General features: G+C 61.5%; 26 protein-coding genes. 7 read left to right on the forward strand and 19 right to left on the reverse strand.

Translation table 11 applies throughout. The annotated features are described in order from the left end of the window. Window positions 1–18: 18 nt before the first annotated feature. The 5 genes from VFW93_RS17325 to VFW93_RS17345 are packed head-to-tail and all read left to right on the forward strand — an operon-like array spanning window position 19 to window position 6550. Window positions 19–1185 (forward strand): efflux RND transporter periplasmic adaptor subunit, encoded by a 1167-nt coding sequence (locus tag VFW93_RS17325; protein ID WP_329695202.1) that lies wholly within the window; start codon window positions 19–21, stop codon window positions 1183–1185. After that, window positions 1185–4262, forward strand: a complete 3078-nt coding sequence (locus tag VFW93_RS17330; RefSeq protein WP_329695203.1) for a CusA/CzcA family heavy metal efflux RND transporter — start codon at window positions 1185–1187, stop codon at window positions 4260–4262. The genes VFW93_RS17325 and VFW93_RS17330 overlap by 1 nt, the downstream gene beginning before the upstream one ends. Window positions 4263–4264: 2 nt before the next feature. Beyond that, window positions 4265–5575: a TolC family protein gene (locus VFW93_RS17335; RefSeq protein ID WP_329695204.1), complete on the forward strand. Its 1311-nt coding sequence runs from the start codon at window positions 4265–4267 to the stop codon at window positions 5573–5575. Between the two features lie 4 nt (window positions 5576–5579). Next, window positions 5580–5933 (forward strand): hypothetical protein, encoded by a 354-nt coding sequence (locus VFW93_RS17340; protein ID WP_329695205.1) that lies wholly within the window; start codon window positions 5580–5582, stop codon window positions 5931–5933. Between the two features lie 44 nt (window positions 5934–5977). Further along, the gene (locus tag VFW93_RS17345; protein ID WP_329695206.1) at window positions 5978–6550 is read left to right on the forward strand and encodes a TMEM175 family protein; all 573 of its coding nucleotides are present in this window, start codon (window positions 5978–5980) and stop codon (window positions 6548–6550) included. A 4-nt stretch (window positions 6551–6554) separates the two neighbouring features. Here VFW93_RS17345 and VFW93_RS17350 read toward each other — a convergent pair whose 3' ends face one another. The 6 genes from VFW93_RS17350 to VFW93_RS17375 form a co-directional block, all read right to left on the reverse strand. Then, on the reverse strand, window positions 6555–7787 hold the full coding sequence (locus VFW93_RS17350; protein ID WP_329695207.1) for a diguanylate cyclase: 1233 nt from the start codon (window positions 7785–7787) through the stop codon (window positions 6555–6557). After that, on the reverse strand, window positions 7781–9004 hold the full coding sequence (locus VFW93_RS17355) for a GGDEF domain-containing protein (RefSeq protein WP_329695208.1): 1224 nt from the start codon (window positions 9002–9004) through the stop codon (window positions 7781–7783). The genes VFW93_RS17350 and VFW93_RS17355 overlap by 7 nt, the downstream gene beginning before the upstream one ends. Before the next feature lie 186 nt (window positions 9005–9190). Beyond that, window positions 9191–10276, reverse strand: coding sequence for a molybdenum ABC transporter ATP-binding protein (gene modC, locus VFW93_RS17360; protein ID WP_329695209.1), 1086 nt, complete (start codon window positions 10274–10276; stop codon window positions 9191–9193). Continuing rightward, a complete protein-coding gene (gene modB / locus VFW93_RS17365) occupies window positions 10273–10977 on the reverse strand; it encodes a molybdate ABC transporter permease subunit (RefSeq protein WP_414639719.1) in 705 nt (234 codons plus the stop codon). Before modB ends, modC begins: the two co-directional genes overlap by 4 nt. Continuing rightward, window positions 10974–11729 (reverse strand): molybdate ABC transporter substrate-binding protein, encoded by a 756-nt coding sequence (gene modA / locus VFW93_RS17370; protein WP_329695211.1) that lies wholly within the window; start codon window positions 11727–11729, stop codon window positions 10974–10976. Before modA ends, modB begins: the two co-directional genes overlap by 4 nt. 22 nt (window positions 11730–11751) lie before the next feature. Continuing rightward, complete coding sequence (locus tag VFW93_RS17375) at window positions 11752–12606, reverse strand: TOBE domain-containing protein (protein ID WP_329695212.1); 855 nt, start codon at window positions 12604–12606, stop codon at window positions 11752–11754. A gap of 256 nt (window positions 12607–12862) precedes the next feature. Here VFW93_RS17375 and VFW93_RS17380 point away from each other — a divergent pair, with 256 nt between their 5' ends. After that, window positions 12863–13291 carry a TOBE domain-containing protein gene (locus VFW93_RS17380; RefSeq protein WP_329695213.1) on the forward strand — a complete coding sequence of 143 codons (429 nt, stop codon included), beginning with the start codon at window positions 12863–12865 and terminating at the stop codon, window positions 13289–13291. A gap of 17 nt (window positions 13292–13308) precedes the next feature. Here VFW93_RS17380 and VFW93_RS17385 read toward each other — a convergent pair whose 3' ends face one another. The 13 genes from VFW93_RS17385 to nifH all read right to left on the reverse strand — a co-directional run bounded on the left by VFW93_RS17385 (window position 13309) and on the right by nifH (window position 24199). Continuing rightward, window positions 13309–13710 carry a hypothetical protein gene (locus VFW93_RS17385; RefSeq protein ID WP_329695214.1) on the reverse strand — a complete coding sequence of 134 codons (402 nt, stop codon included), beginning with the start codon at window positions 13708–13710 and terminating at the stop codon, window positions 13309–13311. A gap of 66 nt (window positions 13711–13776) precedes the next feature. After that, a complete protein-coding gene (gene fdxB, locus VFW93_RS17390) occupies window positions 13777–14082 on the reverse strand; it encodes a ferredoxin III, nif-specific (RefSeq protein ID WP_329695215.1) in 306 nt (101 codons plus the stop codon). A gap of 9 nt (window positions 14083–14091) precedes the next feature. Then, on the reverse strand, window positions 14092–14283 hold the full coding sequence (locus tag VFW93_RS17395) for a CCE_0567 family metalloprotein (protein ID WP_329695216.1): 192 nt from the start codon (window positions 14281–14283) through the stop codon (window positions 14092–14094). Window positions 14284–14304: 21 nt separating this feature from the next. After that, window positions 14305–14796: a NifX-associated nitrogen fixation protein gene (locus VFW93_RS17400; protein ID WP_329695217.1), complete on the reverse strand. Its 492-nt coding sequence runs from the start codon at window positions 14794–14796 to the stop codon at window positions 14305–14307. Further along, on the reverse strand, window positions 14789–15211 hold the full coding sequence (gene nifX / locus VFW93_RS17405) for a nitrogen fixation protein NifX (RefSeq protein ID WP_329695218.1): 423 nt from the start codon (window positions 15209–15211) through the stop codon (window positions 14789–14791). Before nifX ends, VFW93_RS17400 begins: the two co-directional genes overlap by 8 nt. After that, the gene (nifN, locus tag VFW93_RS17410; protein WP_329695219.1) at window positions 15208–16650 is read right to left on the reverse strand and encodes a nitrogenase iron-molybdenum cofactor biosynthesis protein NifN; all 1443 of its coding nucleotides are present in this window, start codon (window positions 16648–16650) and stop codon (window positions 15208–15210) included. Before nifN ends, nifX begins: the two co-directional genes overlap by 4 nt. Before the next feature lie 12 nt (window positions 16651–16662). Then, the gene (gene nifE / locus VFW93_RS17415) at window positions 16663–18159 is read right to left on the reverse strand and encodes a nitrogenase iron-molybdenum cofactor biosynthesis protein NifE (protein WP_329695220.1); all 1497 of its coding nucleotides are present in this window, start codon (window positions 18157–18159) and stop codon (window positions 16663–16665) included. A 143-nt stretch (window positions 18160–18302) separates the two neighbouring features. Next, window positions 18303–19043, reverse strand: coding sequence for a YkgJ family cysteine cluster protein (locus VFW93_RS17420; protein ID WP_329695221.1), 741 nt, complete (start codon window positions 19041–19043; stop codon window positions 18303–18305). A 12-nt stretch (window positions 19044–19055) separates the two neighbouring features. Continuing rightward, on the reverse strand, window positions 19056–19568 hold the full coding sequence (locus VFW93_RS17425; protein WP_329695222.1) for a hypothetical protein: 513 nt from the start codon (window positions 19566–19568) through the stop codon (window positions 19056–19058). A gap of 5 nt (window positions 19569–19573) precedes the next feature. Beyond that, complete coding sequence (locus tag VFW93_RS17430; RefSeq protein WP_329695223.1) at window positions 19574–19888, reverse strand: hypothetical protein; 315 nt, start codon at window positions 19886–19888, stop codon at window positions 19574–19576. A 168-nt stretch (window positions 19889–20056) separates the two neighbouring features. Further along, the gene (gene nifK / locus VFW93_RS17435) at window positions 20057–21613 is read right to left on the reverse strand and encodes a nitrogenase molybdenum-iron protein subunit beta (RefSeq protein WP_329695224.1); all 1557 of its coding nucleotides are present in this window, start codon (window positions 21611–21613) and stop codon (window positions 20057–20059) included. A 77-nt stretch (window positions 21614–21690) separates the two neighbouring features. Beyond that, window positions 21691–23151 carry a nitrogenase molybdenum-iron protein alpha chain gene (gene nifD, locus VFW93_RS17440; protein WP_329695225.1) on the reverse strand — a complete coding sequence of 487 codons (1461 nt, stop codon included), beginning with the start codon at window positions 23149–23151 and terminating at the stop codon, window positions 21691–21693. Between the two features lie 166 nt (window positions 23152–23317). Continuing rightward, a complete protein-coding gene (gene nifH / locus VFW93_RS17445) occupies window positions 23318–24199 on the reverse strand; it encodes a nitrogenase iron protein (protein WP_329695226.1) in 882 nt (293 codons plus the stop codon). Between the two features lie 470 nt (window positions 24200–24669). On the opposite strand from nifH, the gene VFW93_RS17450 reads away from it, so the two are divergent. Next, window positions 24670–25269: a hypothetical protein gene (locus VFW93_RS17450; protein WP_414639721.1), complete on the forward strand. Its 600-nt coding sequence runs from the start codon at window positions 24670–24672 to the stop codon at window positions 25267–25269. Window positions 25270–25473 lie beyond the last annotated feature (204 nt).

The raw sequence follows: 25473 nt of genomic DNA on the forward strand, positions 1-25473 counted from the left end.
GCAGTTCGAATCCCCTGGATGTCCATGCTGCACGCCTACTCTCTGCCCCGTCTCTTGCTGCAAGCGCTCGCGCTGGCAGCCATGACATCCTATATGTACCCCTCGGACGCCGCCACACAGGCCAGCGACCGCGCGCACACCATGGCCCTCAAGCCTGAACAGGTACAGAAACTGGGCATACGAAGTAGCCAGATCCTGCCGGCAGGCGATGCAGGGCGGGTCATGCTGCAAGGGCAGGTCACCCTGCCACCCAATCTGTTGCGCGTCATCAGCTCGCCGATGGCCGCGCTGGTCGAGCAGGTGCACGTGTCAAAGGGCGATGCGGTCACGCCTGGGCAGACACTCGTGTCGCTCAATGCACCCCAACTGGTGGAGTGGCAACGCGAATACCAGCAGGCTCAGCTTCAACTCAAGCTGGCTCAACAGACGGCGCAGAGAGACGACGCTTTGCTGGCCGAGGGCATCATCGCCAGCTCTCGCGCCCAGGCCAGCCAGGCTCAGTTGCAGATCGCACAGGCCACGGCGAGAGAGCGTGGGCAGTTGCTGCAGTTGGCTGGCGTCAAGCCCAACAGCGGCTTGTCAGGCCACGCCAGCTTGAGCGCCCCATCTCGTGGCTCGGTGACGGACATGCTCGTTCAACCCGGTCAGCGTGTGGAGGCCGGCACGCCCCTGCTGAAGTTCGCCAGTGCGGGTGCCCTGTCCATCGACATGCAGGCATCGGCCGACGTCGCACGCCGCTTGCGCAAGGGTGACCTGGTTCGCATCAAGGGTTGTGCCCTGCCCGCCCGGATCGTGAGCATCAATACCGAACTGGACGCCGGCAGCCAGACCGTGTCGTTGCGTGCGCAGTGGCCCCAGGCCCATGACTGCGCCTTGCCCCAGCAGCGCGTGCAAGCCGAGGTGGCACTCACGCCCAGCGGGGACGCCACGCAGACGGGTGGCTGGCTGGTACCGGCCAGTGCCGTACTGCGCCACGATGGCCAGGACATCCTGTTCATCCAGCGCGGCAGCAGCTTTCAGGCGGTAGCCGTGCGGGTGGTGAGCCAGCAATCAGGCGCCAGCGTGACAGCTGGCCTGACCCAGGTCAGCCCGATTGCGCCAGCCCGATTCACGCCTGACGACAAGGTGGTGGACCAAGGGGCCGTGGCCCTCAAGGGCGTGCTGCAAGGCCTGGGAGCGCAATGATGCTCAAGCGCCTGATTGAAGCGGCCCTGCTGCAGCGCCTGCTGGTGCTGGTGGCAGCCTGCGTGCTGGTAGGGCTGGGCCTCAATGCCGCGCGGCAACTGCCGATCGACGCCTTTCCGGATGTTTCGCCCACCCAGGTCAAGATCATCCTCAAGGCCCCGGGCATGACGCCAGAGGAAGTTGAATCCCGCATTGTTCAGCCCGTCGAACAGGAGTTGCTGGGCATACCCGGGCAACGCAGCATGCGGTCGGTATCCAAGTACGCGATAGCCGACATCACCATCGACTTTGAAGAAGGCACCGACATCTACTGGGCCCGCCAGCAAGTGGGTGAACGGTATGCGAGCGCACAAGCCAACCTGCCTTCCAACGTGGGCGGCGGCCTGGCCCCGGTGACCACGCCTTTGGGTGAGATGTTCATGTTCACCATCGAAGGTCCGCTCTCTCTGCAGGACAAGCGAACCCTGCTGGACTGGACCATACGCCCACAACTGCGCGCCATCGCCGGTGTCGCCGATGTGAACGCGCTGGGCGGCTCGGTGCGCGCCTACGAGATCGTGCCCGACCCGGTGAAGCTGGCAGCCAGAGGCCTGAGCATCACGCAACTGCGGGAAGCCTTGTCGGCCAACAACCGCAATGACGGTGCAGGCCGGCTGATCGCCGGCGAAGAAGCCCTGCTGGTGCGCGCAGAAGGCAGCATCCGCAACCTGGAGGATGTGGGCGCCACCGTCATCGGTCGCCATGCCGGCACCACCTTGCGCGTGAGCGATGTGGCCGAGGTGCGCATTGGCGCGCTGACCCGCTACGGTGCTGTCACCCGCAACGGGGAAGGCGAGACCGTGGAAGGCCTTGTGCTGGGACTGCGCGGCGCCGACGCGAACAAGGTGGTCTCGCAGGTACGTGCCAAGATCGACGAGATATCACGCAGTCTGCCCAAGGGCGTGCGCATCGAACCCTTCTACGATCGCGGCGCGCTGGTCGGGCAAGCCGTTCACACGGTCAGCAAGGCCCTGACGGAAGCCATCGTGCTGGTGCTGGTGCTCCTGCTGCTCTTCCTGGGGCAATGGCGCGCGGCCGTGGTGGTGGCCATCGTGCTGCCCCTGTCCGCCCTGACCACGTTCTGGCTGATGCGCCAGACAGGACTCACGGCCAACCTCATGTCGCTGGGTGGCCTGGCCATCGCCATCGGCATGCTGGTGGACTCGGCCGTGGTGGTGGTGGAGAACATCGAAGCCAAACTGGCCCACCCTGCTCATCCGGAGAACCCGGGCGGTCTCGGCCAGTTGATCAGGCTGATCAAGCTGGGTGCAGAGGAAGTGGCCGTGCCCGTGGCATCAGGCGTGCTGATCATCATGCTGGTGTTCCTGCCACTGCTGACGCTGGAGGGTCTGGAAGGCAAGCTGTTCAAGCCCGTGGCCTTGACCATCCTGTATGCCATGGGAGCCTCGCTGCTGCTCTCGCTCACAGTCATCCCGGTGCTGGCCTCGCTGCTGCTCAAGACGGGCGCGCATCAGGACCCTTGGCTGGTTCGCGTCTCCACACGTGGCTATACCCGCCTGCTGGACGTCGCGCTGCGCAAGCCGGCGCCCTGGCTGATCGGCACGGCACTGAGCCTGGCCGGTGCCGTGGTCGGCTTTCTGTTGGTGGGCAAGAGCTTCATGCCGACGATGGACGAAGGCGATGTGATCGTGTCGGTGGAGCAATCGCCGGCCATCAACCTGCCCACGGCCTTGCAACTCAATACCCAGGTGCAGAAAGCCTTGCTGGCCGTGCCGGAGGTCAAGGGCATCGTGGCGCGCAGCGGCTCCGACGAACTCGGGCTGGACCCTATGGGCCTGAACCAGACCGATACCTTCCTCGTGCTCAAGCCGAAGAACGAGTGGCAGGCCGCCAACAAGGAAGCGCTGCTGGACAAGCTGCGCGCGCAACTGATGCAGCTGCCAGGCGTGGCTACCAGCTTCACGCAACCCATCGAGATGCGCGTCAACGAAATGATCCTGGGCGTGCGTGGGGACGTGGCCGTCAAGGTGTTTGGCCCGGATCTGGCTACCCTGGGCAAGTTGTCCGCGCAACTGCAAGAAATCCTGAAGAAGACACAAGGTAGCGAGGACGTACAACTCATCCAGAACAGTGGCCTGCGCTATCTGCGCGTCGTGTTCGACCGGCAGGCCCTGGGTCTGCATGGCCTGAGCGTGGAACAGGCGCAGGAAGACTTGCGGACACTGCTCGAATCGCAAAGCCCTGGCTTCGTGCTGGAGGAAGGCCGCCGCGTGCCCCTCATCGTGCGTGGCCCCTCTGCCCTGTCATTGACCCCCGATCTGTTTGCCCAGTTGCAGTTGCCCGTGAGCGAGGGGCCGCCCGTTGGCCTGGCGCAAGTGGCCAGGCTGGAAGAAACCGAGGGGCCCGTCAAGATCGATCGGGAAAACGGCAGCCGGTTCGCCGCTATCACCAGCAATGTGCGGGAACGCGATCTCGTCAGCTTCGTGACCGACGCGCAAGCCACTGTGGCCAGGGAGATCAAACTGCCACCGGGCTATCGCATCACCTGGGGTGGCCAGTACGAGAACCAGCAGCGTGCCGCGCAACGCCTGGCGATCGTGGTGCCCATTGCGCTGGGCCTGATCTATCTGATTCTCTACACCACATTCGGCAGCGCCAGACAGGCCACGCTGGTCTTCCTCAACATTCCCCTGGCCTTGATCGGTGGCGTGTTCGCGCTCGCCATGGCGGGTGAATACCTGTCGGTACCGGCATCCGTGGGCTTCATCGCGCTGATGGGTATCGCCGTGCTCAACGGCCTGGTGCTGGTCAACCACTTCAACGAACTGCTGGCGCAAGGCCACAAGCTGGCCGATGCGGTACGCAACGGTGCCATCCGCCGCCTGCGCCCGGTGCTGATGACGGCCAGCATCACGGCCTTCGGCCTGTTGCCCCTGCTGTTCGCATCGGGGCCCGGCTCGGAAATTCAACGCCCCCTGGCCATCGTGGTGATCGGAGGCCTGGTGTCTTCCACGGCCTTGACCTTGATCCTCTTGCCCATTCTGTTCAAGCGCTTCGGCGTCAGCGAGGAAGCGTGAGCATGCGCCATCCGACTATGATCTCCCCTCTCGCACTGACCCTGAGCACCCTGGTGTGGGCAGCGTGCGCCGCCATGCCTGCCCTTGCGGCCCAAGCGGCTCATTCGGTGCCCCAGGAACTGCCACCTCAGGACCTGGTCAGGCAACACATCCTGGCTCGCCCCGAAGTCCGCGCGGCGGCTTCGGCCATGCAAGCGGATCAGGCCGATGCCGAGCGCCTCAAGGCAGGCCCTCATGAATTCACGCTTCGCCTGGCAGCGCAGCAGCGCCGCAGCAGCGACACCATGAGCGATGGTCTCATCGATCGCCGCCGGTATGCCGAGACCCAACTGGCACTGGAGCGCACATTGAGAACCGGGCGCAAGGCCCGGCAGGACGACGTCATTGGTGACGCGGCCGTCAAGCTGGCACTGGTCAGGCGGGCAGATGCCATCCATGAGGCCTCACGTGGTCTCTTGCGCGCCTGGATCGACTGGTTGCGAGAACGCGCCACCGTGAGCATGTGGCAGGAACAGGAAAGCGCGCAGGATGAACTGACCCGGCACGCGGAACGCAGGGTCAAGGCAGGCGATGCGGCACGCACGCAATGGCGACTCCAGGAGGCCAGCGCCGCCCAGACCCATGCCAATCTGGTCAGCGCCCAGGCGCGTGAATTGGCGGCCCGAGCCGTGCTGGACACGCAATATCCTGGCTTGACGTCATCGGGCGAAGCGGCACTCGCGAGCCCCCAACTGCTTGACTATCAAGCCGATCAGCAGGCCGTGGTCACGCAGGATCTGGCTGAGCGTAGCCATGAATGGCGCGTGGCGCGCCTGCATGCGGACCTGGTCAGCGCCCGCGCCACGAGAACAAGCCTGGACCGAAGCACGGACCCCACGATAGGCATCTACGCCGCATCGGAGCGTGGTGGCGCCGAGCGTGTACTGGGACTGTCCCTGAGCGTGCCGCTGGCGGGTGCTGCGCGCAGCGCCTCAGAACGACAAGCGCAAGCTTTGCGCGTCGAGGCCGAACAGCAGGCTGAAGCCATCCATCAGAAGGTCCGCACCGAAGCAGTGACAGCCTGGCAGGCGATGCAATCGGCACAACTGGCCTGGCAGAGCCAGGACCTGGCTCGCCAACGCCATGAGCAGGTACTCAAGACCGTGGTACGCGGCTGGGAGCTGGGAGAGTACAGCCAGTCCGATGTGCTGCTGGCAAGGCGCCAGTTCACCGAGGCGGCCCTGGCCGAAATCAATGCACGCGCAGAAGCCCGTCATGCAGCACTGCGCCTCAAGCTGGACCTGCATGAAACCTGGGAATTCGACGATGAATGAAGTGATGATCTGGCGCCTCGCGATCCTGGCAGCGAGCTTGCTGACCAGCGGATGCGCCGCCATGAACGAGACCAACACGGGGTTCGCGGACGGCTGGCGGCAAGCCCGAGTGGTGAGCCCCGTTGATTCGTCCACGCCCGTGAGCCCGGTATACAAGGATTGCCGCCCACCGGGCGACCGTGCACGAGCAGGCACACACTACGTGCTGGCCAGCTACGCATTTGGCGGCAGCCCCACACTGCGCCACAACATGGTGGTGCCACTTCCCAGCGGGCTCAAGGTGGCAGTCGGGCAGGCGATCCGCATCAATATCGAGCGCTGTGAGGCCGCGCAAAGCACCGAGGCACAGGTGTACTGACGAGCGGCTAAACTGACCGCACCCCGGTCAGCCAGAGCGCCCGCATGCACAAGACCCGACTAGAAGCCTTCAGCGATGGTGTCCTCGCCATCATCATCACGATCATGGTGCTGGAGTTGAAGGTGCCCCACGGCGAAAGCCTGGACACGCTGAAGCCGCTGCTGCCGGTCTTCTTCAGCTATGTGCTGAGCTTCATCTACGTGGGCATCTACTGGAACAACCACCATCACATGCTGCACGCCACACACAAGGTGAGCGGTGGCGTGCTGTGGGCCAATCTGCACCTCCTGTTCTGGCTGTCCTTGTTGCCTTTCGTGACGGGATGGATGGGAGAAAACCACTTTGCCGCCTTGCCCACGGCCTTGTACGGTGCCGTGCTGCTGATGTCCGGCGTGGCCTACTGGATCCTGACACGCGCCATCATCGCCACGGAAGGGCAGGATGCGCTGCTGGCCAAGGCCATCGGGCGAGACCTGAAAGGCAACCTGTCCGTCCTGATTTATGCGCTGGCCATCCCGCTGGCCTTCTACAACCAATGGATCGCGCAGGCGCTGTATGTGGCCGTGGCACTGATGTGGCTGGCGCCGGACAAGCGCATCGAGCGCGTGCTCGCCTGACTGATCACAGCGTGCAACGATTGCGCCCGCCCTGTTTGGATTGATAGAGCGCTTGATCAGCCCGCGCCAGCAGTTGCCTGACGGCATCCTGGCCACCATCTTGGCTCAGCATGGCCACGCCCACGCTGATGGTCACATGGCCCGCCGTGGGCGAGGCTTCGTGGCGCATGCGCAATGCCTCCACGGCGCGTCTCAAACTCTCGGCGGCGGCCAGCGCATCCTGTCGATTCGCGCCCGGCAGCACAATGGCGAACTCTTCTCCGCCCCACCGGGCCAACAGACCCTCCTGCTGCGGCATGGCCTCCTTGAGCGTCTGCGCGATATGCCGAAGGCATTGATCACCGGCCGGATGGCCATACCTGTCATTGAAGGCCTTGAAGTGATCCACATCGATCAGCATCAAGGCCAGCGCTGTATCAGTGGCGTTCACACCCGGCATCTCCTTGGCCAGGTAAGCATCAAACCGTCGGCGATTGGCCAGCCCCGTCAAAGGATCCAGGTTGGACATCTCGTCGAGGCTGCGGTGGCTTTGCTCCAGCTCGCTGCGCAAGGCCTGTGCACGTTCAGTCTGAAGAAAGCGTTGGCGTTCATCGAGTTCCAGGTTGAAGTTGCAGATCAGCGTGTACAAGGCCACCAGCATCAGCAACAAGGCCAAGGGAACCTCGATGACCTCGTAGGGCCTGGGCAGATCCTGGCGCACGATCATGGTGAACACGCACACACCGACATTGAACAAGGTGGAGGCCAAGGCAAACCTGAAGCGCAATCGCTGCACCAGATTGCCGAACACCAGGATGGGCACAAGGCCGCCACGATACATGGAGAGCTGTTCGCTGTGCGTCTCGAGCATCACCACGCCCAACGATGCCGACACGGCCATCGTGCCGACCATCCCAAGGGCTTCGGTCAGCCATGGCGGGGTATGGGCCAGCCACCAATCCCACAGAACATAGCCCGTCAGCAACAGCAACAACACCGCCGGCGTGAGCATGTACAGGCGCACGGTCACAGCCAGGTCGAAGACGTCCCGCACCATGTACCAGTCCGAGACAAGGAACAGGTTGAACAGCACCAGCGCCGATACGCCTGATATCAGGAAGTGGCGGAACCGGTCCGGCGCGCTCGCGGCGTTGAAACGTTCGATCTGCGTCGGGCTCAGGCGCATGCCACCGATCTGCTGCGCGAGCAGGCGCCGCCAGGCCACCTGAATGTCAATGGGTTGCGTACGGATCAACATGCCTGTACGCCCCCGCTTTTCGGATCCGCCGCCAGGCATACGCGATTGCGACCGGCAGCCTTGGCCTGGTACAGGGCTTCATCTGCGGCTTGTATCAATACGTGGTTTGCCCGGGTAAGCCCGGCATGCTGCACGGCCATGCCTATGCTCACGGTGACCACGGGCGCGCATGATGAACCCTCATGAGGAATGGCCAGCGCCTGTATCGCCTGGCAGATCCGTCTGGCGACTTGCCGGGCCATCTGCTCATCCGCATCGCCCAGCACCACGGCGAACTCCTCTCCGCCCCATCGCGCCACCATGTCCACCGGGCGCCGCAAGCAGGCGTCGATGGTGTTGGCCACAGCGCAAAGGCAGCGATCCCCTTCATGGTGGCCATAGCTATCGTTAAAGGCTTTGAAATGGTCAACGTCCACCAACAACAAGGCCAGTTTGCGAGAGGACATCGCCAACTCGTCCTGATTCAGAGACAGGAAATCGTCAAAGGCCCGGCGATTGGCCACGCCCGTGAGGGCATCGGTCCGCACCATCTCCGCCAGGCGCAGATTGGCCTCGTTGAGCGAGGCACGCATGGCCTGCTCCTTCAGATCCAACAGGAAGGCGTGCCGGTCGTTGCGTTCACGCACATAGCAACCATACAGCGCAAAGCTGATGGTCGTGATCAACAGCAAGGTAGACCCCAGGCGTAAGCCACTGATCAAGTCTGGCGCCAGAACCATGACCGTCATGTGAAACACCAGCACCACCGCGGACAACAAGGCCATGGGCCAGAATCGCGCGAACACGGCAACATAGACCACCACGATGATCAACTCGACCACCTTGGTGAACGACACCGCCGTGGTGCCTGACAGCGCCAGGACAGCCACGATGGCGCTGGCCACGGTGCCCACCAGCACGACCATCCACTCATTGAGTTCCGGATAGCTCAACCGATGCAGGATGACCAGCGCAGACAAGATAAAAGGCGCATACAACCCGACGCGCAAGGCGGCTGACCAGCCCAGTTGCCCGGGCTCCATCAGGTAGTCAGTAAGCAGGATGCCACCGAACACCAGCATGGAATTGAGCCCCGCCAGGATGAGTTTGAAGGTGCGCTCGTCGGCATGCGCCTCCACGAAGGCGCGCTCCAGCATCGCCGGGAACCGCAGCCAGCGAAAGCCCCCTTCCAGGGTCTGATCCACCAGGACCTGCTCCAGCGACGTAGCGGTGTTCAACTGCGGATGCGCCCCCCACAGGCCGTACCCGCATCAGATGCGACCAGGCCCTGCGTCAGTTACAGATCGGATCGATCTTAGCGGGGGCAAATCGGACGCAGGTGGTCAAAACAGACGGAAACCTGCACTTATCCGACACACAAAGGGATCAATGCGTGAACAAATTCACGCATGAGCCCATTCCGATCAAGCGCCCAGCAAGGCTGCGCCCTTGACCTGGGCAAAGACGCTCATGCCAGCTTGCAACTGAAGCTGCTCGCTGGAACGCCGGGTGAGGCGAGCCAGCAGAACGCCCCCATGGGCCAGCCGCAGGCGCAACGTGACACTGTCGGCCCCATCCGGCCGGAGCTCGTCAACCACGACGGGCAGGATATTGAGGATGCTGCTGTCAAGCGCCGGGCTGAGCGTGACGCTCACATCCCGGGCCAGGACGCGCACCTTGACCGTCTGCCCGACGCTGGCACCCGTGGCCCCGACCCAGAACGCATGCTCACCCAGTTTCAGACGCGTCAAGCCGTATTCGGGCTCCTGCGCTTCGACCACGCCTTGAAGCACGCAAGCCGCATCGTCCCAGGTGCTCATGGGCGTGTCCAGACGGGCAAACATCTCGACAGCCGGCCCGCTTGACTGTACCCGGCCAGCGGACATCAACACCAGGTGATCGGCCAGGCGAGCCGCTTCGTCCAGCGCGTGGGTCACGTAGATCACCGGTACTCTGGCCTGCCGATTGAGCTGCTCCAGATAAGGCAGGATCTCGGCCTTGCGCGCCGCATCGAGGGCGGACAAGGGCTCATCCATGAGCAAGAGCCGAGGACTGGTGAGCAAGGCGCGTGCGATGGCCACACGCTGACGCTCGCCACCGGACAGCCCTTGCGGACGCCTGTCCAGCAGATGCCCGATACCCAGCAAGGTCACGGCCTCTTCCAGGCCGATACGTTGCTGATCGCGCGGCACGCGGCGACGCCCGTAGTCCAGATTGTCCCGCACGTTCAGATGCGGAAACAGACTGGCCTCCTGGAACACATAGCCAATGGGCCGTTGATGCGTCGGCACGAACACGCGTCTGGAGGCCGCATCGTCCTGCCAGACATCGCCATTCATGGCCACACGCCCACTGGCGCGTTCCAGCCCCGCCAGCGCCCTCAGGACCGTGGTCTTGCCGCATCCGGAGGGGCCCAGCAGAACGCTGACGCCCTCGCCCGGCAGGCGCAAGGACACGTCCAGCGTGAACCCTGGATGACTCACAACGAGGTCGGCATGGATCTGCGTCATGCTCGCCCCTCCTGCCCTGCTTGTGCATGCCCACCCACACGGCCATTGAGCACATACAGCAGGAACATCACCAGGAAGCCAAAACCCACCATGCCTGCGGCCAGGGTGTGGGCCTTGCCGTCATCCATGGCTTCGACGTGCCCGTACAAGGCCACCGACAGCACACGTGTCGCCCCGGGGATGTTGCCACCTATCATCAGCACCACGCCAAACTCGCCCACCGTGTGCGCGAACCCCAGCACGGCCGCGGTCAGGAATCCAGGACGAGCCAGGGGCAAGGCAACCGTCACGAAACGGTCCCATGCCGAGGCGCGCAAGGTGGCTGCCGCCTCCAGCGGACGAGCGCCAATGGCCTCGAACGCTTGCTGCAAGGGCTGCACCACAAACGGAAACGAGTGCATGACGGAGCCCACCACCAGGCCCCAGAACGTGAAGGGCAACAAGCCCCAGCCCAAGGCCTGTGTGAGATGCCCGACCGGCCCGTGAGGCCCCATCAACAACAGAAGGTAAAAGCCGATGACGGTGGGTGGCAGCACCAGCGGCAAGGCCACCACCGCCGCCACCACACCCTTGAGACGCGAACGCGTGCGCGCCAGCCACCAGGCGATCGGGGTACCCAGGAGCAGCAGCAAGGTGGTTGTGAGGAAGGCCAGATTGGCCGTCAGCCTCAAGGCCTGAAGATCGTCAGCATCCAGCATCAAAGCTCGTACCCATATGATTTGATGATGGCCTTGGCCTTGTCGCCCTTGAGGTACTTCAACAAGGCTCCAGCCGCCGCATTGGCCTCCCCCTTCTTGAGCAAGGCCGCATCCTGCAGGATGGGCGTGTAGAGCTTCGCTGGTACCACCCACCACGAACCAAGGGCAGGCTTGTCCGGCGGCGCCACCTGAGACAGCGCCACAAAGCCCAGCTCCGCATTGCCGGTCGACACGAACTGGTAGGTCTGGGCGATGTTGTCACCTTGCACCAGCTTCGGCAACAGCAGATCGTGAACACCCAGTGCCTTCATGACCTCTACACCGGCCGCGCCATAAGGCGCCAGCTTGGGGTTGGCCAGCGCCAGATGGTTGAACACACCTTTGCTCAAGACCTCGCCCTTGTCATCCACCACACCGGCCTTGGCACTCCACAACACCAGCTTGCCCCTGGCATAGGTGAAGCGCTGGCCTTTGACGGCCAGCCCCTCGTCCTCCAGCTTTTTCGGGGTCTCGTCGTCGGCCGCCAGCAGCACCTCGAATGGCGCACCTTCCTTGATCTGCGTGTAGAACTTGCCGGTTGACCCGGTGACCGCCACGGCGGTGTGCCCCGACTCCGTGGCAAAGGCTGCAGCGATCTTCTGAAAAGGTGCCGCGAAATTGGCCGCTACCGCAACCTGCACCTCACCGGCATGGGCCACAGCCAGAGATGCAAACAGCGCACCGGCAGACAGTGCCTGAATGGACAAACGCTTCATCACCTGCTCCTTGACGGGCTCATCAGCCCAGAATGGACAAAATCACGCTGGAGGACTTGAAAATGGCGCAGGCCCGTTGGCCCACTTCGAGCCCCAGGGACACCACCGATTCACGCGTGACCACGGCGGTGACCGTCTTGCCGCCACCCAAGGTCAACACCACCTCGGCGTTCACCGGACCGTCCACCACACGCTCGACCGTGCCCCACAAGTGGTTGCGGGCACTGGTTCGCAAGCCTTCATCCGTCATGAGCAGCACGGCAGACGCCTTCACCAGGGCCACCACCTCCATGCCGATCTCGATACCCAGTTGTTCGACGGAGTCTCGCGTGATCACGGCCACCAGTTCGTTGTGTCTGTCCAGCCTCAGGTAGACCTCGTAGTCGACCTCGCCCTCGCGCAAGCCACTGACCGTGCAGACAAACTGATTGCGCGCGCTGGTACGCATGGCCATGCGGCGCAGCAACTGCTGAAACGACCGCACGTTACCCGTATCCAACTCACCCCATTGCGCCATCAACCTGTCCAAGGCCAACTGATACTCGGCCTCCACCGCGCGGTACAGCCCCACCACCTTGCGCCCGTGCTCCGTCAGGATCGTGCCGCCACCGTGTTTGCCGCCCGTGCTTCGCTCGACCAGAGGCTGATCAGCCAGGTTGTTCATGGCGTCAACGGCATCCCAGGCGGCCTTGTAAGACAGCGGCACGTGTTTGGCCGCCTGCGAGATCGACCCATGTTGATCGATGGCTTCCAGCAAGCGGATGCGCGTGTCGCCCAGGAAGGCGCCCAGTTCGGTCGACACCTCCAGTTTGCTGACGAGTCGTGGCCCGGCGGACTTGCTGGCTGCGCGTGAAGAAGAACGTGTTGAACCTGGCATGTTGACAACCTGTGTAGCGTTCACGACATCCGCACATAACGCCCTGACCGAAAGACCGGCGAATGCACCAGAACCCACCTTTCATGCCCCGCCAAAGTAAGAGAAAAGGGCTTGGTTATGGGTGGCGGCCACATAGCCGTTCGACCTAGACTGAATTCACTGTGTCACTTTTGTCGTATACATTGGTTTATAACGCAAACAGTGTGCCAGCTTCTGGGAGAAGCCCTCCCTGTCACCGGTCGTCTTGAGGTTCATCATGAAAGTCAGCGCACGCAATGCCTTCAAAGGCAAAATCTCCGCCATCCAACCAGGTGCCGTGAACTCGGAAGTCACGCTGAAAACTGACGGTGGCGACACCTTGGTGGCCATCGTCACCGCAGGCAGCGTGCAGTCACTCGGATTGAGTACCGGCAAGGATGTAGTCGCCCTGGTCAAGGCCCCCTGGGTGATGCTGGCCACCCGTGATTGCGGCCTTACCTTCAGCGCCAGAAACCAGTTGGCCGGCCAGGTCAGCACCCTCATCAAAGGCGCCGTCAACACGGAAGTCGGGATCACGCTGCCTGGTGGGACCGAGGTATTTGCCGTGGTCACCAACGAGGCCGTGAGCGAACTGAACCTGGCGCTGGGCCAGGCTGCAAGCGCCATCATCAAGGCCAGCCACATCATCCTGGCCGTGCCCGCTTGAGATCAGTTTGAGCCCGTTCAGCGTGGCATGCGCTCGCTGAACGCATAGAAGGCATAAGCGGCTTTGCCTTCGCTCTGGCTGTTGATCACCCGGTGGATCAACCAGCGCCCATCACGCAAGCGCCACGCAGCCAGGTCTTCGCGGTAATGAGATGCCACGCCACTGTCGATGAAGCCGATCGGTACCTGAAACCGATAGCGGCAGAAGCATGGTTGCTCTTCCTCGTCATAGCCCATCCAGCGCTCAGCCCCCGTGCCTTCATCGCGGTTCACGTCCACCCACAGGGGGCCGATGGTGAGGCCACGCCACAAGGCCGGGAGACGTGCAGCCCAATCCACTTCCTGGCCCAGATGCGAAGCCCGCTTGGCTCGGCGTGCCGAGCGATCGTCATATTCTGTTATATACAACGGTATGCGCATGAAAACACCTGTGTGCATGTAGTCAAAAAAGAAGCGGAAGGCCTCTGACCTTCCGCCTCATTCAGCTCAGACCGTGGCCGGCGCGTGCGTGTAGCACTTCTTCGGGCAGATCTTCGAGCAAGCGGTACAACCAATGCACATCTCCTGATGCGCAATGGTCATGACCTTCTTTTCATACTCTTCGTCTTCATCGTCCTCATCGGAGATGGACACGCGCTCGCCGTCCTCATTGAGTCCGACCAGCTCCAGCACACCACGAGGGCACACCTTGAAGCAACGGCCACAGCCGATGCAGGTGTCTTCATTGATGTTTTGAACAAACTTGGGTTCCCAGCTTTCGCCACTGGGCATGGTGATGGAAAAGTGGCTCATGACTCAACCTCATGCGGCAGCTGCGGCCAGTTTGCGCGCCTCGGTCAAGGCTGCGTGGGCATCGTGACAACGTTGCGCCACTTCCAGGATCTTTTCCCAGTTGGTGGGCAACTCTTCAGACAGGTCGTGCAGGTCCATCTTGGCCTGCGTGGCCTGGGCATTGAGCTTCTTGATCTTGAGCTTCAGTTCATCGGCGTCCATGGTGACTCTCTCCTGTGATCTTCAAGCGCCGTAATTCGCAACTTGCGGGTAGTCGCGGATCATGGTGACGCCTTCGTTGAAGAACTTGGCGCCCGCGTCAGCCAGCTTGGCCAGCGAAGGGAAGCCGAAGCGGTGCACGTCGCGCAGCTGCTTGTTGACGACGATGAGGCGGCCTGCCAGCAAGATCATGCGGCCGAAGCCTTCGTGGCTCATCTTCATCATGGGCGTGACCATGTTGCCGGTCTCGCGCTCGATGGCCACACCCACGGCGTTGTAGAACAACTCCATGCGCCACAGGATCTCGGGATCCGGGTCACCGATGATGGGCAACTCGCGACGCTGCTCGGCTGTCAGGATGTAGGGGTTGAGCAGGTCCCGGTCGGTCTTGCCATCCCAGGTGCCATGGGTGTCCTGTGCACGCAGCATCTTGACCAGTTCACGCACAAAGGGCGTGGCCATCAGTTCCTCATCCGTCGGTGCTGTGGTGGCATCGAGCGTGGCGGTATCAGCCATGTTTGACCTCGTCTTCGTCTTCATCAAAGTTGGTGGCGACCGCCTCATTGCCCTTTTGCAGAGCCTTGCGCAGCCATGGAGGGGGGGTGCCCTTGAGCACTTCCTGGAGCTTTTCGAGAATGTCCAGAATGGGTTCGGGTTGCGGCACCTTGATCGGGTGGATCTTCACGGCCACCACGCGGGCTGCGGCCGAACCACCGATGGCGGCCACATACAGAATGGCGCAGTCCTTGATGGCTTCCAGCTTGGGGGCCAGCTTGTCTTCGTCGCCGTCCTCTTCCAGCTTGCCGCCGAACTCGAAGTTCTCGACGAAGGTGTAGCCATCGGCCGTCACGTCATAGACGGAGACGTTCTTGGCCCATCCGAAATGCGCGTCAACGCGCTGTTTGTCTTGCGTACTGAAGGCGACTTTCATGGGGTGACTCCATCCGTTGTGGTGGGGGTTGGCTTGGCGACGACCGCAGGCCAGGGCAGCTCGGCGATGGCCTCCAGCGGTTTGGCCACACGTTGCGCGACATCGGGCAAAGGCCAGGTGTCGATGTGGGCATGCGGGATGTGGGCCATCATCAGATTGGCCACTTCAAAGATGAACTGACGCGTACCGCGGTAGCCCACCATCAGGCGGTGGGCATTGCCGATGCGGTCGAAGATCGGAAAGCCCAGGCGAAAGAATGGTTTGTCCAGGCGTTCTGCGGCCTGACGCCCGTGCGAGTGCGTCATCATCAGATCGCAGTCGGCGGCCCCCTTCTCCAGGTCTTCCAGGTCACCGATCAGGGCGATCTCGGCGGGCAACTGCTCCAGCACGGGCGAGTGGGTGGTGGTCACACAGGTGTGCAACTCGGCGCCCATCTCCTGCAGGAGCGAACCCGCCGCAAACAGCAGATCGGGCTCGGCGCCCAGGGCCACCTTCTTGGCGCCCAGGTAGAAGTGCCCATCCAGCATCGCGTCCAACAACTGGCTGCGTTGGCGGCGGTACTTCTGAGGCACGGGCTTGCCGCTGATCCTGGACAGCGTCATCAGGAAGCGGTCATTGCATTCCAGGCCCGTGAGGCGATCAAACAGGTGGAAGGGCACACCCGTGCGCTCTTGCAAGGCCGTGGCGGCATCGTGCATCTGTTGGCCGATGGCGAGCGTGGCCACCGACTCACCCATGCGAATGATGTCGTCATGCTTCGTGCCCCCCAGCGTGGTGCCGCGCCAGTCAGATGGGATGTGCCCGTCCAGCGAGCCTGATACGTCCGGCAAAGTGATGGCGGTGAGGCCAAAGTCATCGAGGATCTGCTTGATTTCTTCCAGATCACCTGGCGTGAGGTGGCAGCCTGGCAGCAGGTTGACCTGCCCTGCAGCCTGCCCCACCAGGGGTGCCGCCGAGGTGTCCGGCACGATCTGCTTGACGAGGCCTGTCACCGCATGGCGCCAGCCATCCTCGAAAGCGCCCACATAGTCTGGCGTCGAAATGTAGATGATGGCGGTATCGTCCAGCTCGGGCTTGCGCTTGCGGACCATGTTGATGTAGCCATCCACATCGTCGCCCTTGGTCTCGGTCAGGCCGGTCGAGCAGATCGCAATGATGCGCGGGGCCGCACGCTTCTTGATGTTGAGCAGCGCGGTTTCGATGTTCTCGTAGCCACCGAGGATGGTGGTGACCTCGTTCATCGCCGTGGTCTGCAGCGGGATCGCCTCCTTGAAGTGGCGCACCAACAGCACCAGTCCGAATGAGGTACAACCTTGCGAGCCATGCATCACCGGCATGCAACTGTCCAGCCCCATGAAGGCATAGCTGGCGCCCAAGGGCTGGCTCATCTTGAGCGGATTGACCGCACAGGCTTTCTTGGACTCTAGCGTCTTGGCCATGTGTGCGTCCTCTCAGGCGTGGGCGTGTTGATGGCCATGGCCGTGATCGTGCCCATGACCGCCGCCGTGGCCTTCCGCCTTGGCTGGTGGCACGAAAGGCTCGGCGGCCAGCATGCCCGCGTCTACTTCGTCCCAGGGCGCAGGAATGCGCACCTGCTGCCAGACGGGGTTGTAGAGCGCCTTGTCGATCTCTTCCACAAGCTCGACCATGCCTTCATAACCAGCATAGGGGTGGTAGCGCTCCTGGTTGATGTCCAGCCAGGGCATGCGGGCCTTGAGCGCGATGAACTGCGAGCGGCCACCGGACAGCATGATGTCGGCCTTGGCATCGCGCAGCATGTTGTACATCTCGCGCGGGGTCATGTCATCGATCATGTGCGCGTCATCGCCCATGATCTCCTTGATCTTTTCCTTGTCTTCCTTGGTGGACTTCTTGATCGAGGTCCCCACGATCTCCATGCCCACTTCCTGCAGGGCGGACACCACGGACCAGCTCTTCACGCCACCGGTGATCAGCAGCACGCGCTTGCCTTTGAGCCGCTCCTTGTACTTCTCCAGGCGTTTCCAGGCACGGGCCTCTTCCACCTCGATGAGCCGCTCGGTGCGGTCGATCAGGTCGGCGCCTGCACCCGTCTGCACCAGCAGGCGGGCGATCTGGCGCAAGGTGTCGCTCATGTCGCCAATGCCGTAGAACGAGCCTTCAAAGTAAGGAATGTTCCACTTCTGCTGCATGCGCGTGGCGATGTTGATCATCGACTTCGAGCACACCATCATGTTGACCTTGGCCCGGTGGCTGCTCGCCACCTCGTGATAACGGCCATCACCCGAGATGCAACTGAGGATGCGCACACCCAGCGCATCCAGCAAGGGCTTGATCTGCCAGAGCTCACCGGAGAGGTTGTACTCGCCAATGATGTTGATGTCGTATGGCGTGGTGTACTCAGGCTCTTCGGTGCCGATCACATAGTCCAGCACCGACTCGCCGCCCAGCTTGTTACCCAGATTCTTGGGGCCTGCAAAGCCCGGGCTGTTCACGGGGATCACCGGCTTGCCGAACTTCTCGCTGGCCTTCTTGCAGACCGCTTCGATGTCATCACCGATCAAGGCCGTGACGCAAGTCTGGTAGACGAACACTGCGGGCGGGTTGTACTTGTCGATGATTTCCTTGACCGACTTGAACAGGCGCTTTTCGCCACCATAGATCACATCCAATTCGTTGATGTCGGTGGTGAAGCCGGTACGGTAGAGCTGTGAGCCGGACGAGTAGCTGTGGCGGTTGTCCCAGCTGTTGCCTTCGCAGGCAATGGGGCCGTGCACGAGATGGGCCACATCGACAATGGGCTGCAAGGCAATCTTGGCTCCGTCGAAGGCGCAACCACCGGCGGCGGCACCTGGCGAGAGCTGCTTGGTGCAACCCTTCTTGCGCTCTTTCTCGCTCTTGCCCTGGTTCTTGTCGCAACCTGGCTCATCGAACACTTCGGCGATCTTCTGCTTGAGCGATGCTGACATGGTCTGCTCCTTGTGGGCTTGCATGCTTCATTGCACAAACGGTGCCAGGGTATCTCCCCAGGGAAGGAGGCCGAAGATCAGCCTGGTGGCGCTACAAACTCGACAGTGCTTGTCGGGAAGTTGCCAATGCGTGTGCCTTCAACTCAGGCCAGCTTCAATTGATCAAAGGTCGCGGCCATCTCGGCCGGATCCACCTCGTTGACCTGTGCGGCCTTGAGCACGTCTTCGCCTTGCAGCCATCGCTGCTCCAGGGATTCGTCATCCAGCGCCATCAACAGGGACTGGTTGAGCTCGTAGTTGGCCCAGGCCACGCCCGCATCGCGCAAAGCCGACTGCATGGCGTTCTGCACCAGGCTGCGGATGCGCATGTGCGGCTCCGAATACGGGATCTCGTCGATCTTGCCGGAGGCCGCCTGTGCACACGCCTTGCGGTCATACGAGGCCAGGCCACGACAAGCCAGGGGCCGCACCTGATAGACCACACAAACACCTTGCGCAATGAAGGGGCAGCGCTGGCGCACGCCAATGCGGTCGGATTCACCCACACCGCATGTCACTTCATTGGCTTTGGCAATCTGGGCCCGCAGGTCAACACCATGCTTTTGCAGGCCAGGTGTCACGGCGCGGATGAAACGCGCGAGCATGAACACCTCAGGGGCCGTGGCGGTCACCCTCAGGGTGCAGCAGGTTGCGCAGCCCTTGTGGCAGTCCAGCTCGGGCAGGCCCTGAGTCTGGCTGCCGACATTCGCCTCGAAGCTCTGCCAGGCTGTCAGCAACAAGTTGTCCAGCAAGGCCGCGTGCTGCCTGAACCCGGCAAAGATCTGCCCGAAGCGGCTTTGCAGCCCCTGAAAAAAGTCCAGTGAACTCAAAGCCTCTACGGACATGCCACACCGCCCTCAGTTTTCCGCCAACACATCCAGTGCGAGCAGCTGTTCGCGCAAGGCATGCAAGGCACGCCAACCACCTGGCCCTGTGAACAGGGGATCATCCTTGGATTCCGTCGCCAGCACCGCCTCTTGCTCCGACCAGAACAGCCGGACCTGCTGCAGACTGTCTACCGCCGCCGAAGCCGCCACACGCGCGAGCAAAGCCGCCTCGCAAGCCTTCTCCACACTCACCGCCTCGGGTTGATAACAACCACGCTCGAGCGCGTAATCAGCGCGGTACAGCGGTGTGTCCAGGCCATATTCATCGGCCAGACGGCAGATGCCGGGGAAGTCACTGAGCGCCTGCGCCGAGCCGGGCTCGGCGTCCACCATGGAGAACAACTCCCGGGCGGTGGTGACATCGTGGATCTCCCAGGGCTGAAGCCCATCACCCACGACCACCTTGTTCAACAGATCTTCGCCATCAAAGGCAAACCAGGATCGCGGCTCACCCGCGTGCGGTACTTCGACAACGAAAATCATGGTGCTTACTCCACGCCTTCGAGACCAGCCTTGGCCCAGATGGCCTGGCGGAACCGCTCGTTGATCGAGATCGGGTCGGAGGAGAAAGTACGTTTGGCCGCGTCCATCGCACCTTGTGCGATCGCAGCTTCGTCATGTCTCAGGGGAATACGACCGCCCATGTGCGTGGCACCGGGGACGGCCTTCGAAATGGCCTGGCGATTGGGATGCTCGATCAAGGGCACCAAGGTGTCCGTCTCGCGCGCCCCAGCCAGGCACAACCAGCCATCTATGACTTCAACCTTGCGGCCATCTTGCGTTGTTTTGACATACGTGCTCATGTTCAAACCTCACTCAAACAAGTATCAAACGTCTACAAAAGGCCTTTGACGTTGCCGCAGCTGCCGTCGCGAGCGGGCCAAGGTGGCATCGCGTAGCGCCGCCCTGCTTTCGCAGGGCAGGCAACGCCGATGCCAGATTGGCCCGTGCATCAGGCAGATGCGGTGACGTCAGCGGATGATGTCGTAGGAATAGTCGGTCTTGCCCGGGATGATCGTGTTGGCATCCAGCGTTTCGAAGTACTCGTCAAGCAGGTTGACCAGCACGCGCTGAGCGCCTTCATAACCCCAGATGGGCAGACGGTGGTAGTGGTGGCGATCGAAGATCGGGAACACCAGGCGGATCAGCGGTGTGCCGACGTCGCGTTCCAGGTACTTGCCGTAGGTGTTGCCGATCAGGAAGTCCACAGGCTCCGTGTGCAGCAGCGAGCGCATGTGCCACAGGTCGCGCTTGGGGTAGGACTTGCAGCCCTTGCCGTAAGGAGAAGCATCGAACAGGGCTTGCACCTTGTCGGCCCACTTGTCGTCGCCGTTGGTGGCCAGCACGTGTGCAGGCTCGGCGCCGAGTTCCAGCAGGAACTGGGTCAGGCCCAGCATTTCGTCAGGGTCACCATACATGGCGAAGCGCTTGCCGTGCAGGTGAGCCTGGCTGTCGGCCATGGCGTCGACCAGCAGACCACGTTCCTTTTCCAGCTCGGCAGGGATGGGCTTGCCGGTCAGTTCGGAGATGGCCATCAGGAAGGCATCGGTGCCGGCCACGCCGATCGGGCTGTTCAGTACAACGACTTCCTGGCCCTTTTCACGGATGTACTTGGCTGTCTTTTCAGCGCTGAACTCCTGGAACACGATCGTGGCCTTGGCGTTCAGAGCCTTCTCGACCGTTTCCTTGGTGGTGCCGCCTTCATACATGCGGAACTCGCCATCGGTAGGCGTAGCCCACACTTCGGACGGATCGCAAATGATGTTGTACTCGACACCGAACAGGTTGAAGATGCGCTTGATTTCCTTCATGTTGCCCACGACGAAGCCGTCGAAGCCACCGATGAAGTTGATCGACTCATTGGGCACGCGGGTCAGTGCGGGTGCAGTACCCGACTTGCCGTCCCAGAAGTGTTGCAACACACCCAGCAAGGCGTTGTCGTAGCCGGTCACATGGCTGCCGACGAAGGCAGGCGTGTGAGCAAACGGCACGTCGAACTCGGCGGGCACGCTGCCCTTTTCCTTGGCCGTCTTGATGAAGGCGTTCAAGTCGTCACCGATCACCTCAGCCATGCAAGTGGTCGACACGGCGATCATGTCGGGCTTGTACAGGTTGAAGGTGTTGGCCAGGCCGTCAATCATGTTGTTGAGGCCACCGAAAACGGCTGCATCTTCCGTCATCGAGGACGACACGCAGGACGTGGGTTCCTTGAAGTGACGCGAGAAGTGCGAACGGTAGTAGGCCACGCAGCCTTGCGAACCGTGCACGAACGACATGGTCTTGTGGAAGCCGTTGGCCACGAACACAGCACCCAGGGGCTGGCATGCCTTGGCGGGGTTCACGACCAGAGAATCACGCTTGAAGTTCTTCTCTTTGTAGTCTTCGGTCTTGGTCCATTCGACGATCTGTTTGATCTTCTCGTCAGGGTGGTTGAACTCGAAGGCTTTCTTGTTCGCGAACAGCTCCTGATACTCGGGCTCGCGAAACAGCAGTTCATGATCAATGATCTTGTCGGCGTTTTGGGGCATGGTGCTCTCCTGGGGAAAACGAAATCTCTGACTAAGGCCCCGCGCGTTGGGACGCAGGGCCTTCTCTACTCAGGCAATCAAGCGGCCTTCTTCCAAGGAGCCTTGGTCAGGCTCCAGATGGGGCTGCTGATGGCCATGTCCATGTCACGGGCGAAGATGGCGAAGCCGTCATAGCCGTGATAGGGGCCGGAGTAGTCCCAGCTGTGCATCTGGCGGAAAGGCACGCCCATCTTCTGGAAGACGTACTTTTCCTTGATGCCCGAACCGATCAGATCAGGCTTGATCTTCTCGACAAACTTCTCGAACTCGTAGCCAGTGACGTCGTCATAGATCAAGGTGGAATCCTTGATGTAGTGCGTCGTGCGCTGGTAGTCGTCGTTGTGGCCGAATTCGTAGCCAGTGCCGACCACTTCCATGCCCAGGTCTTCGTAGGCGCCGATCACGTGACGAGGACGCAGACCGCCCACATACAGCATGACCTTCTTGCCTTCCAGGCGAGGCTTGTACTTGTCGATGACGGCTTGCATCAGCGGCTTGTACTTGGCGATGACTTCTTCAGCCTTGGCCTTGATGGTGTCATCGAAGTGCGAAGCGATTTCGCGCAGCGACTTCTCGATCATCGTGGGGCCGAAGAAGTTGTACTCAACCCATGGAATACCGTACTTCTCTTCCATGTGGCGGCTGATGTAGTTCATCGAGCGGTAGCAGTGCAACACGTTGAGCTTCGCCTTGGGGGTGTTTTCCAGTTCGGCGATCGTGCCGTCACCGGACCACTGGGCGATCACGCGCAGGCCCATTTCTTCCAGCAGGATGCGAGAAGACCAGGCATCACCACCGATGTTGTAGTCGCCGATGATGGCCACGTCATACGGTGTGGCGGTGAACTCGTGTTCCTTCTTGGTCTTGCCGTCGAACACCCAGTCGCGGATGGCGTCGTTGGCGATGTGGTGGCCCAGAGACTGAGACACGCCACGGAAGCCTTCGCAACGAACCGGCACGATGGTGTGGTTGTTGTGTTCCTTGGACTTCTTCTTCGACACGGCTTCGATGTCGTCACCGATCAGGCCGATCGGGCACTCGGATTGCACCGAGATACCCTTGTTCAGAGGGAACAGTTCCTGGATTTCGTCAACGATCTTTTCCAGCTTCTTGTCACCGCCGAACACGATGTCCTTTTCCTGGAAGTCGGAGGTGAACTGCATCGTCACGAAGGTGTCCACACCGGTCACGCCGATGTAGTAGTTACGACGGGCAGCCCACGAATACTGGCCGCAGCCCACAGGGCCGTGCGAGATGTGGATCATGTCCTTGATCGGGCCCCACACCACGCCTTTGGAACCAGCGTAGGCGCAGCCGCGGATGGTCATCACGCCAGGCAATGACTTGATGTTGGACTTCACGCCGCAGTCGGGCTTACCTTCTTCATAGGTACCCAGGTGTTTGGCGCGGCGCTTGGCCATCTTCTCTGGATAGGCCTTGAGGACTTCATCAATCAAGGCCTTGTTGGTGGCCTTGCGTTCTTCAACGGTCATGCTCATGGTGTGACTCCGTGATGTGCTGACAGGGTGGATATCGATTCAGGTGCAGCGTTTGCAAATCACAAGCGCCACTCAATGCGTGGTCATCGCGCCGGGTTGCCCCAGGCCATGACGCTCCCTCTTTGGGAGATGGACGCCGCCGAAGCGGCGTCCCTGGTGCCGATATTTAGGCGGCCAGTTCAGCGGCGGTCTTGCCGACTTCGCTTTCGTCGATGGTCTTCATGATCCCGTGTTCCATCAGCAGGTCTTCCAGCTGGTCCATGGTGATGGGGGTGGGGATCGTGCCGTTGCCAGCGTTGTTGTGGACCTTGTTGGCCAGCGTGCGGTATTCGCCAGCTTGCTTGGAGTCCGGTGCGTATTCCAGAACGGTCATGCGACGCAGTTCGGCGTGTTGCACGATGTTGTCGCGAGGCACGAAGTGGATCAGCTTGGAGCCCAGCATCTTGGCCAGGGACTCGGCCAGTTCCAGTTCCTTGTCGGTCTGACGCTCGTTGCACACCAGGCCACCCAGACGCACGCCACCGGAGTTGGCGTACTTCAGAATGCCCTTGGAGATGTTGTTGGCGGCGTACATGGCCATCATTTCGCCAGACATGACGATGTAGATTTCCTGGGCCTTGTTTTCGCGGATGGGCATGGCGAAGCCACCGCACACCACGTCACCCAGCACGTCGTAGGACACATAGTCCACGCCGTCGTAAGCGCCGTTTTCTTCCAGGAAGTTGATCGAAGTGATCACACCGCGACCGGCGCAACCAACTCCAGGCTCCGGGCCACCGGACTCAACGCAACGGATGTCGCGATAGCCGACCTTCATCACGTCTTCCAGTTCGAGGTCCTCCACCGAACCAGCTTCAGCAGCCAGCGACAGGATGGTGTCTTGAGCCTTTGCGTGCAGGATCAGACGGGTGGAGTCAGCCTTGGGGTCGCAGCCGACGATCAGGATCTTTTGACCCATCTCTGCCAGAGCAGCCAAGGTGTTTTGCGAGGTGGTGGACTTGCCGATACCACCCTTGCCGTAGAAGGCGATCTGTCTCAAAGAAGCCATTGCAGTTCTCCGAAGTAAGCTGAGGATTAAAAGCAGGTTGCGAAGCCGCGACCCTGATGTGCCTTTGGTGCCGATATAGGTCTTCTCGTGCCGCCACTCACTGGCCAGACATGGTCTGCGCAAGACCTCTATCGCAACTGCTGTGCCACCTGCATCAAAAATCTGCAAGTGCTTGATTCAGCTAGGGAAAATGCTTTTTCGTGCGTTTCAACAAGACCGCAATGTCATTGTTTGAAAGCTGACAAAACGCCACATCACGTCGTGAAGGGCACACGCGTTTCAAGCGACGTCGGGCTTGCGACATCGCGTTGTATACGGTGGTTTACGTAGGGAAGGAAGCCGACAGACGGCTCGATCAGCAGTGTGAATCCAACTGGTATGCCGATTGCATTGAAGGGTCTTGTCTCAACAAGAACGCGAACCTTCTTCTGACCTTGTTCGCGCCATCACCTAAGGACCACATCATGACCGTGACCGAGCAAAATCCCATTGAACAGACGGTATTTGGCCGACTGGACAAAGGTCGCTACCTGCAGAACCCTGTCTTCAAGGGCATGACCCACAAGCCCGGTCGCTTCGGCTTCCGCGGTGAACTGGCGCTGCGTTTTTCTGCACAACTGGCTGACGAAGCCCGCCCACCCGAACTGACCTGCGACCAGGTGATGGCTGCAGCCAATACGGGCGACAGCACCCTGCCCTTCTTCACGGGCTATCTGCTGTCCTTCGAATACCTCAAGGACGTGGCTGAAGTGCTGGGCGATTCGCTGACTGCTGGTGGCAAGTACTTCCTGTTTTGCAACAACATCGACCTGAGCAAGAAGTACCAGGTGCCTTACAAGGGCGCGATGTTCTATGTGCTGCCCATCGACGAAGGCACGGTCTACAACGAACTGCTTGAGCTGCTCTATCTGGAGCGCAACGACCTCAAGAAGCTCGACACGGCTGCCAAGCTCGACAAGATCGCCGATGCGGCCTCCAAGTTCGATGTCACCTTCGACACCATCACCTACGCAGAAGGTCTGGAGCTGATGGGCCCTGTGCGCAACCCGAACGAGAACCGTCCGGTCTGATGTCGGATGAGACTGGTCCAGGCTGGCCAGTCATCTACAAGGTGGCAGCGCGCTCACGCAGGTGGGCTGGCTGCCGCTTTTTTTTCATGGCGTGTCAACAGGCGGTTGACTGGCTCTTTCCGGATCCGACCAGAACACGCCCGTGAGCAGCTCCGGCAAACGCTCAGGGCCCATGCGGAAGCCACAAGCCTGCGGGTGCCCGCC

Origin of the sequence: Aquabacterium sp. (assembly GCF_036279675.1) — a bacterium.
Lineage (GTDB): Bacteria > Pseudomonadota > Gammaproteobacteria > Burkholderiales > Burkholderiaceae_C > Aquabacterium.

Excerpts from the sequence above, each read along its gene's own strand:
- VFW93_RS17420 (WP_329695221.1), bottom strand. The coding sequence starts at position 19,043 with ATGTCCGTAGAGGCTTTGAGTTCACTGGACTTTTTTCAGGGGCTGCAA.
- VFW93_RS17425 (WP_329695222.1), bottom strand. The coding sequence starts at position 19,568 with ATGATTTTCGTTGTCGAAGTACCGCACGCGGGTGAGCCGCGATCCTGG.
- VFW93_RS17340 (WP_329695205.1), top strand. The coding sequence starts at position 5,580 with ATGATCTGGCGCCTCGCGATCCTGGCAGCGAGCTTGCTGACCAGCGGA.
- nifX (WP_329695218.1), bottom strand. The coding sequence starts at position 15,211 with ATGAAAGTCGCCTTCAGTACGCAAGACAAACAGCGCGTTGACGCGCAT.
- nifH (WP_329695226.1), bottom strand. The coding sequence starts at position 24,199 with ATGGCTTCTTTGAGACAGATCGCCTTCTACGGCAAGGGTGGTATCGGC.
- nifD (WP_329695225.1), bottom strand. The coding sequence starts at position 23,151 with ATGAGCATGACCGTTGAAGAACGCAAGGCCACCAACAAGGCCTTGATT.
- nifE (WP_329695220.1), bottom strand. The coding sequence starts at position 18,159 with ATGTCAGCATCGCTCAAGCAGAAGATCGCCGAAGTGTTCGATGAGCCA.
- VFW93_RS17400 (WP_329695217.1), bottom strand. The coding sequence starts at position 14,796 with ATGGCTGATACCGCCACGCTCGATGCCACCACAGCACCGACGGATGAG.
- VFW93_RS17395 (WP_329695216.1), bottom strand. The coding sequence starts at position 14,283 with ATGGACGCCGATGAACTGAAGCTCAAGATCAAGAAGCTCAATGCCCAG.
- VFW93_RS17325 (WP_329695202.1), top strand. The coding sequence starts at position 19 with ATGTCCATGCTGCACGCCTACTCTCTGCCCCGTCTCTTGCTGCAAGCG.
- modC (WP_329695209.1), bottom strand. The coding sequence starts at position 10,276 with ATGACGCAGATCCATGCCGACCTCGTTGTGAGTCATCCAGGGTTCACG.
- VFW93_RS17430 (WP_329695223.1), bottom strand. The coding sequence starts at position 19,888 with ATGAGCACGTATGTCAAAACAACGCAAGATGGCCGCAAGGTTGAAGTC.
- VFW93_RS17350 (WP_329695207.1), bottom strand. The coding sequence starts at position 7,787 with ATGTTGATCCGTACGCAACCCATTGACATTCAGGTGGCCTGGCGGCGC.
- VFW93_RS17345 (WP_329695206.1), top strand. The coding sequence starts at position 5,978 with ATGCACAAGACCCGACTAGAAGCCTTCAGCGATGGTGTCCTCGCCATC.
- VFW93_RS17375 (WP_329695212.1), bottom strand. The coding sequence starts at position 12,606 with ATGCCAGGTTCAACACGTTCTTCTTCACGCGCAGCCAGCAAGTCCGCC.
- VFW93_RS17385 (WP_329695214.1), bottom strand. The coding sequence starts at position 13,710 with ATGCGCATACCGTTGTATATAACAGAATATGACGATCGCTCGGCACGC.
- VFW93_RS17335 (WP_329695204.1), top strand. The coding sequence starts at position 4,265 with ATGCGCCATCCGACTATGATCTCCCCTCTCGCACTGACCCTGAGCACC.
- fdxB (WP_329695215.1), bottom strand. The coding sequence starts at position 14,082 with ATGAGCCACTTTTCCATCACCATGCCCAGTGGCGAAAGCTGGGAACCC.
- VFW93_RS17330 (WP_329695203.1), top strand. The coding sequence starts at position 1,185 with ATGCTCAAGCGCCTGATTGAAGCGGCCCTGCTGCAGCGCCTGCTGGTG.
- modA (WP_329695211.1), bottom strand. The coding sequence starts at position 11,729 with ATGAAGCGTTTGTCCATTCAGGCACTGTCTGCCGGTGCGCTGTTTGCA.
- nifK (WP_329695224.1), bottom strand. The coding sequence starts at position 21,613 with ATGCCCCAAAACGCCGACAAGATCATTGATCATGAACTGCTGTTTCGC.
- VFW93_RS17380 (WP_329695213.1), top strand. The coding sequence starts at position 12,863 with ATGAAAGTCAGCGCACGCAATGCCTTCAAAGGCAAAATCTCCGCCATC.
- nifN (WP_329695219.1), bottom strand. The coding sequence starts at position 16,650 with ATGGCCAAGACGCTAGAGTCCAAGAAAGCCTGTGCGGTCAATCCGCTC.